The sequence below is a fragment of the Pseudoalteromonas sp. NH0006-46 genome (assembly GCF_057547735.1).
Genome location: NZ_BAAJML010000005.1, coordinates 224,742 through 237,621, shown reverse-complemented (window position 1 = coordinate 237,621; position 12,880 = coordinate 224,742). Strand labels below are relative to the sequence as shown.

Annotated in this window: 14 protein-coding genes and 1 tRNA gene; 9 read left to right on the top strand and 6 right to left on the bottom strand. The window is 39.9% G+C overall.

All coding sequences use genetic code 11. From position 1 onward, the window contains the following. Positions 1-30: 30 nt before the first annotated feature. From AC27I2_RS12305 to AC27I2_RS12285, 5 genes are all read right to left on the bottom strand, one after another. Positions 31-1,314: an ATP-binding protein gene (locus AC27I2_RS12305; RefSeq protein ID WP_487204430.1), complete on the bottom strand. Its 1,284-nt coding sequence runs from the start codon at positions 1,312-1,314 to the stop codon at positions 31-33. Between the two features lie 19 nt (positions 1,315-1,333). Continuing rightward, a complete protein-coding gene (locus AC27I2_RS12300; protein WP_487204429.1) occupies positions 1,334-2,038 on the bottom strand; it encodes a response regulator in 705 nt (234 codons plus the stop codon). Between the two features lie 21 nt (positions 2,039-2,059). Then, positions 2,060-2,443, bottom strand: coding sequence for a DUF3019 domain-containing protein (locus AC27I2_RS12295; protein ID WP_487204428.1), 384 nt, complete (start codon positions 2,441-2,443; stop codon positions 2,060-2,062). Beyond that, positions 2,433-3,290: a MipA/OmpV family protein gene (locus AC27I2_RS12290; protein ID WP_058404787.1), complete on the bottom strand. Its 858-nt coding sequence runs from the start codon at positions 3,288-3,290 to the stop codon at positions 2,433-2,435. Before AC27I2_RS12290 ends, AC27I2_RS12295 begins: the two co-directional genes overlap by 11 nt. A 91-nt stretch (positions 3,291-3,381) precedes the next feature. After that, positions 3,382-4,185, bottom strand: a complete 804-nt coding sequence (locus AC27I2_RS12285) for a hypothetical protein (RefSeq protein WP_138527423.1) — start codon at positions 4,183-4,185, stop codon at positions 3,382-3,384. Positions 4,186-4,297: 112 nt separating this feature from the next. On the opposite strand from AC27I2_RS12285, the gene AC27I2_RS12280 reads away from it, so the two are divergent. Both AC27I2_RS12280 and AC27I2_RS12275 read left to right on the top strand, forming a co-directional pair. Then, positions 4,298-5,452 (top strand): serine hydrolase domain-containing protein, encoded by a 1,155-nt coding sequence (locus AC27I2_RS12280; protein WP_058404785.1) that lies wholly within the window; start codon positions 4,298-4,300, stop codon positions 5,450-5,452. Further along, positions 5,449-5,982: a SixA phosphatase family protein gene (locus tag AC27I2_RS12275; protein WP_487204427.1), complete on the top strand. Its 534-nt coding sequence runs from the start codon at positions 5,449-5,451 to the stop codon at positions 5,980-5,982. Before AC27I2_RS12280 ends, AC27I2_RS12275 begins: the two co-directional genes overlap by 4 nt. A 58-nt stretch (positions 5,983-6,040) precedes the next feature. Here the strand turns inward: AC27I2_RS12275 and yhbY are convergent, their stop codons facing one another. Beyond that, positions 6,041-6,337, bottom strand: coding sequence for a ribosome assembly RNA-binding protein YhbY (gene yhbY, locus AC27I2_RS12270; RefSeq protein ID WP_487204426.1), 297 nt, complete (start codon positions 6,335-6,337; stop codon positions 6,041-6,043). An 87-nt stretch (positions 6,338-6,424) separates the two neighbouring features. On the opposite strand from yhbY, the gene rlmE reads away from it, so the two are divergent. The 7 genes from rlmE to AC27I2_RS12235 all read left to right on the top strand — a co-directional run bounded on the left by rlmE (position 6,425) and on the right by AC27I2_RS12235 (position 12,700). Continuing rightward, positions 6,425-7,054, top strand: a complete 630-nt coding sequence (gene rlmE / locus AC27I2_RS12265; protein WP_006793907.1) for a 23S rRNA (uridine(2552)-2'-O)-methyltransferase RlmE — start codon at positions 6,425-6,427, stop codon at positions 7,052-7,054. Between the two features lie 57 nt (positions 7,055-7,111). Further along, entirely contained in the window at positions 7,112-9,064 is a 1,953-nt protein-coding gene (gene ftsH / locus AC27I2_RS12260) for an ATP-dependent zinc metalloprotease FtsH (protein ID WP_487204425.1), read from the top strand. Positions 9,065-9,178: 114 nt separating this feature from the next. Beyond that, a complete protein-coding gene (gene folP / locus AC27I2_RS12255; RefSeq protein ID WP_487204424.1) occupies positions 9,179-10,027 on the top strand; it encodes a dihydropteroate synthase in 849 nt (282 codons plus the stop codon). Then, positions 10,024-11,373, top strand: coding sequence for a phosphoglucosamine mutase (gene glmM / locus AC27I2_RS12250; RefSeq protein WP_058404782.1), 1,350 nt, complete (start codon positions 10,024-10,026; stop codon positions 11,371-11,373). The genes folP and glmM overlap by 4 nt, the downstream gene beginning before the upstream one ends. 71 nt (positions 11,374-11,444) lie before the next feature. Then, positions 11,445-12,194, top strand: a complete 750-nt coding sequence (gene tpiA, locus AC27I2_RS12245; protein WP_219422450.1) for a triose-phosphate isomerase — start codon at positions 11,445-11,447, stop codon at positions 12,192-12,194. Position 12,195: 1 nt separating this feature from the next. Further along, positions 12,196-12,549, top strand: coding sequence for a preprotein translocase subunit SecG (gene secG / locus AC27I2_RS12240; protein ID WP_058552908.1), 354 nt, complete (start codon positions 12,196-12,198; stop codon positions 12,547-12,549). Positions 12,550-12,615: 66 nt separating this feature from the next. After that, positions 12,616-12,700 (top strand) — tRNA-Leu (locus tag AC27I2_RS12235). The last annotated feature ends 180 nt before the right edge of the window (positions 12,701-12,880 follow it).

Below are 12,880 nucleotides of genomic sequence, written 5' to 3'. Positions count from 1 at the left end.
TTACACTGCGTAATTTATACTTTACGATTTTTACTGTTGGGTAATATTAAGGGTAAAGCAGGCACCGCCTAAGTGTTTACTTTTGCTAACAGTGATAGTGCCGTTATGCCAATCTGCTACTTTTTCAACAATAGCTAAGCCAAGGCCATAGCTTTTATCTGCGCGGTTTCTGTGTTCTTCTTCTCTAAAAAAGGGGCTAAATACGTTTTTAAAGTTTTCTTGAGCAATTCCTGGGCCATCGTCTTCAACTGTTATTATAAGTTGGCGCTCATGAACCTTTGCGCTTAAATAGATATATTGCTCGGCAAAATCGCATGCGTTGGTAAGCAGATTTGTAATTGCACGAGCTAGCCAATGAAGATCGGCCACAATGATGTCACTTGAGCAATTAAGATCAACACTTAGCATTTGTGATTCTAACTTTGGTGCAAGCTGAACTAAAATATCTTCTAGGTAATGCTTGATATTTGTTGAAGAGTACGTCAATTTATTTGCGTTTTGTTCAAGTGTTGCAAACGCTAAATAGCTTTTAAGCATAGATTCCATATGATCTAAATCGTTTTCCATGCGCTCTAAATAGGTTTTTATTTTTTTCTCATCATGGGTATCTAAGGCGGCATCTAAACCAAAGCGAAGACAGGCAATAGGAGTGCGTATATCATGCGATAAACTTGACGCCATTAGTTTATTTTCAGCGACGAGCTTTTCAATTTGACTCGCCATTCGGTTAAACGTTAACTCTACGTCCCTTATATAAGTAAAATGAGATGCTTTAATTCTGGCTTGTGTATTACCCGAAGCAAACTGTTTAGCAGCCTCATTTAGTACGCTTAGTCGCTTTGCTAGTGGCGCAATAATGAACCCCATTAAAATGCATAACCCAGCATAAAAAAGCAAAGTTAAGAATATATCGTTTCGTTTGTCGGCTTCTGCGCTCTTTTTAAGTCGCATAGAAATATGAAAGGGGTTTAGCGCTTGATTGCTATACAGCATATAAAAGCCTTGCTGATCTTCTAAAATCAACCCGCCAACAGCATGCATTTGAAGCAGTAACGAAGGGGGCAAGGCAAGCGATTCGTTAGGTTTGTAATCTATTGATAGCTCAAATTCTTTAGCTAACTGTTTAACATATGCGCCACGCTCGGAAGTGGGAACATTTGCCAGTTGCTTACTAAACCCCATCATCATTTTACTTTGCACACTAAACTCGTCTTGTGGGGTATGTGCTTGCTGGCTAAAGGCGTCTATTAGCCAGCCTAAAACCACTATAGATAAAAGCGCGCTGCCAAGTAGTGATATGTAAAACTTTTTCATTTAAACATACAGCTGTAAGTTACCATGCGGTAGAGACAAGCAAGTAACCACGGCCCCAAATTGTTTTAATTTTTTCAGGGTTTTGTGGATCGTCGTTAAATTTTTTCCTAAGTGCAGAGATAAGCACATCAACACTTCTATCAAGTCCGTCGTATTCTCGTCCTTTAGTTGCTTTAAAAACAGCGTCACGTGATACAACTTGGCCTGCATTACTTGCCAAATAATGCAGGAGTAAATATTCCGCACTGGATATATTTACATCTTGGTCGTTGAATTTTACGTTTCTTGATTCGGTATTAATATTAAGCGAACCGACCGAAATTGTGCTTTCTACTATTGCCGATTTATTGGGCTCATTACTTTGACGAAGTGCAGCTTTTATACGAGCGAGTAAAGCGCGAGGGCGCACAGGTTTCATTATATAATCGCTTGCACCGACCTCTAAACCTATAACTTCATCCATTTCCTCGTTTCGAGCGGTCAGCATAATGATTGGCGCATTGTAAAAGCTACGAAGTTCTCTACATACACTAATGCCATCTTGACCTGGTAACATAATGTCGAGCAATACAATGTTTGGGTTTAAGGTTTTTACTTTACTGACAACTTCATCGCCTCGGTGACAAACATGCGTAGTGTAGCCTTGTTCAGTGAGGTATTCGGCTACCCATTGAGCCAATGATGTATCGTCTTCTACTAATAAAATAGTGCCGTAGTTATCCATAAATTATCCTTAATACAGTGGTTAAAATAATCGCCAGCGACGTTTTTTTTGTCTGTTTTGATAAACCCACTGAAGTTTCACTTCTGCAGTGCCAATTATTTGCGATGTATTACTATCAAATAATTCAAAAGCGATACTTTGTTTAGAGTCAAACGCGTAATTTAATGTGCCTTGCTGCTGTTTTAGCCAGCATTGCATAATGTATTTAGATGTAGCATCGCGTAAGCAGTAGTTACCAATAATTGGTTGGCGCCAAGTAATGACTACATCAGCGTAACAATCACGCCCCTCACGAAGAGCCACACAGGTATCAGGAACAGCGGTTAAATTATCTTGTCCGCCGTCCGGTTGTGCAAACGTTGATGCAGGAAAAATTATTAGTAAACAGAGCCATCTAAAAAACATAACGTAGGCCTACCTTGGCTTTATGTTGGTACCCTTGAGAAATAATTGGGCTGTCGTCGATTTCAGCTGAGAACCACGTAGAGAGAAACCCTGCTAAAAAGACCCAATCTTGGCTTATTGGGTATTCCGCATGAAATTCAAATATTAAACTGGTACTTGCATGTGCATCATAAAAGGGTCGGTTTTCGGCTACTTCTTCTTGGTCAATGCCAAAATAATAATTTGTAAAGTCAGCTGAGTACGCACTTACGCCAACACCGGATCTAAACTCCCAGTTTCGCCAGGGTAAAATTTGGCTAAAAAAGGTATTAATAACCCAGCTGTTGTGAGCGCCAGAAATATCATGAAGGTATTCAAATGAAATTTGAGAATTTTCGAATCGGCGTGTAAGCCTCAGGCCTACACCAAAGTCATAGCGACGAGACTTTATGCCATCAAGTTCTGCTATAACACCATTGTTATAAAAACCAAGGCCTTTTTCGTCAAAGCCAGCTTGCGTATTTGTGCCCAGTATATCCAAGCCCCAATCATACTTATCAATAATACTGTAACCGATAACAAGCCCACCGCTGAGTTGGTTATGGTCAAAGTCGAGATAAAATCGATCGTAGGAGACAGCAAGGCTTAAATCGAGCTCTAAATCGGTGTCGTAGGCATTTGTGCCAATTAGGTAAGTATCTTCTACAAAGTAGCTTGCACCTGCACTCCAATCCCATGCAAAGCCTTGAGTTGGCTCAAGGGTGTTATCTGCATAGTAGCGATTACTTGCTTGGGTTGAGGTCGATATAAGGCTCAAAATAAACAAGACAATACAAAAAGTAGTATGGTTAAGTAAGGTATGTTTCATCCACATTGAGCCTGATTATTTGATGTTATAGTGTGTAGTATATTGTTAAGGTGTACCCTTAATCTGTAAAAAAATGTAGTAAATGTTAATTTTACTGAACTTTAATCTTATCTATTAGGATACTGCTTAAGTAAAATTGCATCATAGGTGTAAGCGCACTCACTTCTGTGCGGTTACACGGACCACTTAATTTGCTTAGGCTAGATAATTTAGAGAGCATTTGATATTCAGGGATTTTCACTTCTTTACCCACTCTCGCCATACGCGCTTCTTCGGTGTTTTGCTGGTGGATAAACGCAACAACTTCTAACTCGTTTGTAATTCTTTGCTCTTCACTTAAGCTATAAATTAGCGGCTCTCGGTGAAAGCTGGCGCTGTCTATAGACGACGTGGCAAACCACACTACATCACCAGAAGCTTTGTGCGTTAAACGCATGTTAACCTCTGCAAATATAGATGCACATTGCTGCGTTGGGTATTGATTTGCAATACTGTTAAACAGAGGGAATTTTTTTTCTGGTGTGACAAGTGAGTACTGTGTGTTTTCTTTAAATGTTAAGTCGAGCTTTTGAATGGTAAGCGTGTAATCACTGTTATTTTTACTTGTGACTTTAAGTTGTTTATCGTTAAGAGCTTGGCTTATTTGTGAAAGCAGTGTATCGGTTACGCTTGCTTTATCGGTAATTATTTTTACCGTTTGATTTTGTAAAACTTTGTGCGCAGGTAATTGCACCGACTTTACTTTTGGTGAAGCATGCTCAGTTTGGTATTTGAGCTGATATGTTTGAGTTTTTAGTGCTGGCTTTAGCGGCATAGCCAAAGGCTCTGCTGGTTGTTTGGTAATGGCACAACCTGATGATAATAAAACAAAAAGTAATACAACTAAAAAACGCATAAATACTTAACACCCACAAAAAGTACAATAATTTTTGTATTGTACGTTAGTCCAAAGAAAAGTTCATGATATTATGCATATAGACGCAGTTAAAAAGACAAAGTATTAAAAAATGAAGCGCTTACCACTTTTAAAGTATTGCTTAGCTGCAGTGTGTTATGTGTATGCAACCGTTAGTTTTGCAGCGCAGCAAGACCCAAATTGGGATAGTTTTGTAAAAAAATATGGCCGTTACGCAGAAAAAAAACTCGCGAGTAAGGGCATACCTGGTGCCGCACTCTCCATAGTTAATTTAGGCAACAGTGATTACATCCATGGAGTTGGGCGCACTAAAGCCCGAAATGGTCAAAAGGTTAATGTTCATACTCGTTTTAGATTGGCGTCAGTATCCAAAACATTTGCAGGTTCGCTAGCTGCAAAATTATCTAGTGATGGGCTCATAAAATTAGATAACTACGTCAGTGATTACCTACCTGATTTTAAAGGCACAGTATACGAAGAGGATTTAAAAGTTTATCACTTATTGAGTCACTCTAGCGGCTTGGTGCCAAATGCGTACGACAACTTAATTGAATCGCGGATGGACTATCCCGATATAGTTCAAAAGCTGGTGACAGTTAAACCTATTTGCGAGCCTGGGATATGTTACGGTTATCAGAATGTCATGTTTAGCTTAATTGATGATGTTATTTTAAAAAGTACCAATAAAGATTATTCACAATGGCTAAATGAAGGTATTTTTCAGCCACTCAAAATGATTGATGCCAGCTTGGGTTTTGAAGCCATGGTAGCTGATAACAATTATGCACTACCGCACGTACGTGGAAAAAAACGGTGGTACACCGCAAAGCTTAAGAAAAACTATTACAAAGTTGGGCCTGCTGCGGGGGTTAACGCCAGTGCAAGCGATATGGCTATTTGGTTAAAGGCGCAATTAGGTCACTACCCTGAAGTGTTATCACTTGATGCATTGTCTAAACAAACTCGGCCATACACACGCACGAAAAAAGAAATGTACCGCAGGGTATGGAAAAAACAACTTAACGAAGCTTATTACGGTTTAGGTTGGCGAGTATACAATTACGACAATGAAACCTTGTATTACCACAGTGGCTGGGTACAAGGATACAGAAGCGACTTAGTGGTATTTCCCCATTTAAATATTGGCTTTAGCTTGGTGTTAAACGCTGAAACTGGGTTAATTAATGAATTAACAACCGAGTTTATTAATCGGTTATTAAAGTATAAACGTGAGCAGAAGGTATGAAAATAAAACAGGGTGTTTTTATTTTATTATGTGCAGTTTTATTTAAAAGCCACTATGTATTTTCGGCTCCAGAAAAAATATACCTTTTTCGCCATAGTGAAAAATTAGCGGGAAAAGACCCGGAGCTCACACAACAAGGCAATAAGCGGGCTCAGCATTTAGTTTCATTATTTAAACAATACGATAGGGTTCATGTATTTAGTAGTAACTATAAACGCACCTTACAAACAGCAGCACCTCTTGCTGCGTATTTTGATTCACAAATACAAATTTACAATGCTAGAGATTTGGTAGATTTAAAAAACCAAATAGTGTTGTTGGAAGGGGTAGTTGCTGTGATTGGTCATAGTAATACAACGCCTGACCTTGCCGTGTTGCTTTCAAATGAAGAAGTAGCGCCCATGAATGAAATGCAGTTTTCACGCTACTTTTTGTTAAGCCAAAAAGAACACAGTTCAGAAATAAAATATTTGCTTGAAGACTTAGAAATGAATTTTACTTTTGAAAATTCAGGTTTAAATAAATTATAAAAAAACCAGCTATTAGCTGGTTTTTTTATTTAGTGCGATAAATTATACAAAAAGTATATTAGTTACGCGGCAGTTGAATTTTTTTCTCAGGGCTTTGGCGGTAAAGCACAATTGTGTGGCCAATTGTTTGAAGCTTTGTTGCACCTGTTTCACGAACGATTGCTTCAAAAATAAGCGCTTTAGTTTCACGATCATCAGTCGGTACTTTAACTTTGATTAATTCGTGAATTTCTAATGCACTTTGAATTTCCATCACTACGCCTTCGGTTAAACCGTTAGAACCTAGTAAAACTACAGGCTTGAGGCTATGTGCCTCGCCTTTTAAAAACTGCTTTTGTCTATTTGATAATGTCATGTTTATACAAATTTTGCTGAATATGGCTTGAATTAAGGGTATTCTAACGCCATCTAGAGAATATTACTAATTAGTTGCGTGTAATTTATGACAAATAAAAAACAGTCAGCCAGTTCACAGCGATGGTTGAAAGAACATTTTGATGACAAATATGTTCAGGAAGCGCAAAAAAAAGGCTGGCGTTCAAGAGCGGTTTTTAAATTAGATGAAGTACAAAATAGAGATAAGTTACTTCGCCCTGGTATGACTGTGGTGGATTTAGGGGCAGCCCCAGGTAGTTGGTCACAGTATTTAGCCGAAAAAGTAGGTGACAAAGGGCAGGTTGTTGCCTGTGATATTTTACCTATGGACTCTTTAGCCGGTGTAGATTTTTTACAAGGTGATTTTCGCGAAGAAGCCGTGTTAGATGCTTTACTAAAACGCATTGATGGAAAAAATGTTGATGTGGTACTCTCTGATATGGCACCGAATATGAGTGGTAATAACTCAGTGGACCAAGCTGGAAGCATGTACTTAGTCGAGCTTGCGCTAGATATGTGTAATCAAGTTTTAAAGAAAAATGGCGCATTTATTGTTAAGGTTTTCCAAGGAGAAGGCTTTGATCAATACTTGCAGGAAGTTCGTAATAGTTTTAAAGCAGTGAAAATACGCAAACCTGATGCCTCACGTGCCCGTTCTCGGGAAGTATATATAGTAGCGACTGGATACAAACTGTAGTACAGTTGCTTGGCGTTTAGTTGAATTTAAATTAATTGGATACAAGAGGTTAACCCCTTGAGCGATATGGCGAAAAATTTAATACTATGGCTGGTCATTGCAGTTGTGCTTATGTCAGTCTTTCAGAGCTTTAATGGTGGAGAGCAAATCGACCGTCAAACAAGTTACAGTCAGTTTGTAAAAGATGCCCGAAATGGCTCAATACAAGAAGTGGCAATCGAGAGCACCAGTGGAACAATCACCGGTACTAAAAATAATGGTGAGCGTTTTCAAACCATTATGCCAATTTACGACAAAGACATTTTAAATGACTTACTTAAAAGTGATGTAAATGTGAAAGGTGTAAAACCTGAAGAACAATCATTTTTAGCAAGCATATTTATTTCTTGGTTCCCGATGATACTGCTTATAGGTGTATGGATCTTCTTCATGCGTCAAATGCAAGGCGGTGGCGGCAAAGGCGCTATGTCATTCGGTAAGAGCAAAGCACGTTTAATGAGCGAAGACCAAATTAAAACTACGTTCGCTGATGTTGCTGGTTGTGATGAAGCAAAAGAAGACGTTACCGAATTGGTCGACTTCTTGCGTGACCCGTCTAAATTCCAAAAATTAGGCGGTAGTATTCCAAAAGGTGTACTAATGGTTGGCCCACCAGGTACTGGTAAAACATTGCTTGCTAAAGCTGTTGCGGGTGAAGCAAAAGCACCATTTTTCACAATTTCGGGTTCTGACTTTGTAGAAATGTTTGTAGGTGTAGGTGCATCGCGCGTACGTGACATGTTTGAACAAGCTAAAAAAGCAGCGCCTTGTATTATCTTCATCGATGAAATTGATGCAGTAGGTCGTAAACGTGGCGCAGGTATGGGCGGCGGTAACGATGAACGCGAGCAAACATTAAACCAAATGCTGGTAGAAATGGATGGTTTTGGTGGCAACGAAGGCATCATTGTTATTGCTGCGACTAACCGCCCAGACGTACTTGACCCTGCATTACTTCGTCCTGGTCGTTTTGACCGTCAAGTAGAAGTAGGTTTACCTGATATACGCGGTCGTGAACAAATTATCAAAGTACATATGCGTAAGGTACCACTAGGTGATAACGTTGATGCGGCTGTAATCGCGCGCGGTACACCCGGTTTTTCGGGGGCTGATTTAGCTAACTTAGTTAACGAAGCTGCACTTTATGCTGCACGTGGTAACAAACGTGTTGTTAACATGGCTGAATTTGATGCCGCTAAAGACAAAATCATGATGGGCGCAGAGCGCAAGACCATGGTGATGAGCGAGCAAGAAAAAGAAATGACGGCATATCACGAAGCCGGCCATGCAATTGTTGGACGCATGGTGCCAGAACATGACCCTGTTTATAAGGTATCTATCATTCCACGTGGCCGTGCGCTAGGTGTAACTATGTATTTACCTGAGCAAGATCGTGTTAGTCATTCTAAAGAGCTTTTAGAGTCAATGATCTCTAGCCTCTATGGTGGCCGAATTGCTGAAGCCCTTATTTACGGTGCCGATAAAGTGACTACCGGTGCGAGTAACGATATTGAGCGTGCAACAGACATAGCACGTAAAATGGTTACACATTGGGGTCTAAGCGAAAAACTAGGACCACTACTTTACGCTGAAGATCAAAATGAAATGTACATGGGTGGTGGCGGTAGTCGCGCATCTAGCATGTCGGATGATACAGCTAAAGTAATTGATGCAGAAGTTCGTTTATTTTCAGATAGAAACTACGAGCGTGCCGAAAAAATATTGAAAGACAATATTGATATTCTTCATTCAATGAAAGATGCATTGATGAAATACGAAACGATTGATGCTAAGCAAATTGATGATTTAATGGCGCGTCAGCCAGTGCGTGAGCCTCGCGATGCTCATGACCGTCATGAGCCAAAAGCAGCAAAAACAGATTCTGTAAAAGAACCTGTTAGTGATGAAAGCCAATCAACAACAGAATCATCTAAAAAAGATGAAACAAATGTTGATGACAAAGCTGAATAATCGTTAAAATACTAAAAAAGCCCCGTACTTCGGGGCTTTTTTGTATCGGTTTTAATTTCGCTCTAATTTATAGTTAGAGTGTGTTTGGATGCTGAAATGCAAACAAGGCTCACGATGAATAACGTTATTAATTTGCCAAATGGTCGAACGCTTAATTTAATTGAACCTGTGATTATGGGGATATTAAATGTAACCCCTGATTCATTTTCAGATGGTGGGAAGTTTATAGACCCTAATCTCGCTGTACAGCGCGCAATAAAACTATTAAGTGATGGCGCAAAAATAATAGATATTGGTGGTGAGTCAACGCGTCCGGGTGCTCAGGCTGTAAGTCTTGATGATGAGCTTGAACGAGTAATTCCCATTATAAAGGCGATACGTGCCCAGAGTGATTGTGTTATTTCTGTCGATACGAGTAAAGCTGAGGTGATGAGGCAAGCTATTTTAGCTGGTGCAGATATGGTAAATGATGTTCGCGCATTACAAGAGCCTGACGCACTGAATGTTGTTGCACAATTTGAAAACATCGCAATTTGCTTAATGCACATGCAGGGTCAGCCCCGAAGTATGCAAACGTCTCCTCAGTATAATGATTTAATGAGCGATATTAATGAGTTTTTTAAAAATCGCATTATTGCCTGTGAGACAATGGGGATAAAAGCTCAACAGCTTATTCTTGATCCTGGCTTTGGATTTGGAAAAACCTTAAGCCATAACTACGAAATTTTAACCAAGTTTAATGATTTTAATAAATTAGGTTTGCCATTATTAGCGGGGTTATCTCGTAAGTCGATGATTGGCAATCTGTTAAACAGAGACACGAGTGAACGAATGGCCGGTAGTTTAGCCGGCGCTCTTATTGCCGCACAAAATGGCGCAAAATTAATTCGTGTTCACGACGTAAAAGAAACTGCAGATGTACTCGGTGTTTACCAAGCGTGCATAAAAGGAATAATAGAATGAAACAAAGAAAGTATTTTGGCACAGATGGCGTGCGTGGTTTAGTGGGTACAGCACCTATAAACCCTGAGTTTGCAATGAAGCTAGGTTGGGCTGCAGGACGTGTATTATCAAAAGGTGGAACCAAAAAAGTTATTATTGGTAAAGACACGCGTATTTCAGGTTACATGCTTGAGACTGCACTTGAAGCGGGTTTAATAGCCGCCGGTATTGATGTTGTTCTGCTTGGCCCAATGCCAACGCCAGCCGTTGCATATTTAGCACAAACATTTAGGGCTGAAGCCGGCATTGTAATAAGCGCTTCACATAACCCCTATTACGACAACGGCATTAAATTTTTTAATGGTCAAGGCTTAAAGTTGGATGACGCTGTAGAGCTTGAAATAGAGGCCATGCTTGATGAGCAAATGACCTGTGTGGCCTCAGATAAGTTAGGTAAAGCAACACGTTTGGCTAGTGCTGATGGCCGTTACATTGAGTTTTGTAAGAGTCAATTTCCACAAGGGCTCTCTTTAGAGGGGTTAAAAGTAGTTATAGATTGCGCTAACGGCGCAACATACCATATTGCACCATCAGTTATGCGAGAGCTTGGTGCAGACGTAATTACACATGCTTGTGAGCCAAATGGCGTTAATATAAATCACGAATGTGGTGCAACTCATGTAGACACCTTAAAACGTAAAGTACTTGAGCATAAAGCTGATGTAGGTATAGCTTATGATGGTGACGGCGATCGCGTAATGATGGTTGATCATAATGGCCGCGTATTTGATGGCGACGATTTAGTTTATATTATTGCGTGTCAGGCAGCGAACGATCATATATTGGGTGGCGGTGTTGTTGGTACTGTGATGTCAAACATGGGGCTTGAAAATGCATTAAAAGCAAAAGGTATTGAGTTTGCTCGAAGCAAAGTTGGCGATCGTTACGTAATGGAATTACTTCAGCAAAAAGGGTGGAAAATTGGTGGAGAGAGCTCAGGGCATGTACTTAATCTAGACTTAATTTCAACGGGTGATGGTATCATATCAAGCTTGCAAGTGCTGGCTGCTATGGTTGCACAAAATAGAACGCTTCAAGATTTAGGCGCCGGTTTTACAAAATACCCAATGAAAATGATTAACGTGCGTTATACACCGGGTACCGATCCTACAATGGCGCCAAAAGTGCTTGCGGCAGTCGAAGAAGTGGAACAAAGCTTAGGCAATAAAGGCCGCGTTTTACTCCGTAAATCAGGCACTGAACCTGTCGTTCGTGTTATGGTTGAAGCAGAGCAAGAAAAAATAGTATTAGACAGTGCACGTAAGATTGCAGAGATTGTCGAATCTATGAGCAAACAACCTGATTGATAACAATAACCTCTTGTAACTTTGGGCGAGAAAAGTTAATATCTCGCCCGCTTTCTAATGTGGAGTGGAAAATGGCAATACGTAAGGCAATGGTCGCTGGCAATTGGAAAATGAATGGTTCAATAGAGCTAGTCAAAGATATGTCGGATGCTATAAATAGTATTAAATCACCAGAAATAGATGTTATTTTATTTCCTCCATTCCCACTTGTTTCAGCAATGATTGCAAGCGGCGTTAATACAGGTGCTCAAACTGTATCTGAAAACACGCCAGGCGCTTTTACTGGTGAAGTTGATGCACAACTATTGAAAGACCTTGGCGTAAATTATGCGCTAGTTGGCCATTCAGAGCGTCGTAGTATTTATAACGAGAGCAGCGATGTTATTGCTGATAAATTTGCTAGAGCTCAATCAGCTGGTTTAATACCCGTTCTTTGTGTTGGCGAGAGTGAAACAGAGCAAGAAAGTGGACAAACAGAACATGTAGTTGCTGCTCAAATAGATGCGGTAATTAAAAAATTAGGTGTAGCAGCGCTGAAAGATTCTGTGATAGCATACGAGCCCGTTTGGGCCATAGGCACAGGTAAGACTGCATCGCCAGAACAGGCACAAGCTGTTCACAAATTTATCCGTGACAAAATTGCGTCTTTAGACAGTGATTTAGCACAAGGGCTTACCATCTTATATGGTGGAAGCGTTAACGAAAAAAATAGCGAATTATTATTTGCACAACCAGATATTGACGGTGGCCTTATTGGAGGTGCCAGTCTAAAAGCAGCATCTTTTGTTGCTATCTGTAACAGTGCAAAAGGGACCGTATAAGATGTACGAAATTTTATTAGTAGTTTATTTAGTTGTAGCTTTAGCTTTAGTTGGTATGGTTTTAATCCAACAAGGTAAGGGTGCTGATATGGGGTCTTCGTTTGGTGCAGGCGCTTCTGGAACTGTATTTGGTTCTTCAGGTGCTGGTAACTTTATGACAAAGACAACAACAAGCTTAGCAACAGTCTTTTTTGTGCTGAGTATTGTTCTAGGTAACTTAACAGCCGGTCAGATAAAACAGACTGATGAATGGGAAAACTTAGAAGCAGCCCCTGCTGTAGAAACAGTGGTACCCGTTGAAGAAGATGTTCCTGTTACTTCTAACGAAGAAAGTAACTCAGACGTACCAAACTAATACAGTTTAATGTTCAGCTATTTGTTAACCTCAAACAAATAAAAAAAGCGAACAAAAATTTAAAATGCGGATGTGGTGGAATTGGTAGACACGCTACCTTGAGGGGGTAGTGCTTTCGGGCGTGGGGGTTCAAGTCCCCCCATCCGCACCAAATTTAAAACCAGTAGCAGTAATGTTACTGGTTTTTTTGTATCTAAAATTTGTTTTGATTGTTTTTTGCACTTCAAACGTTTGTGTACCAAGAATAATTTAGATTTTGTTATTGGTCTTTTCTACGAAAAACACATCGTGTACCCAATAATGTTTATTTTTTTGTATTAATTTTAGTTTT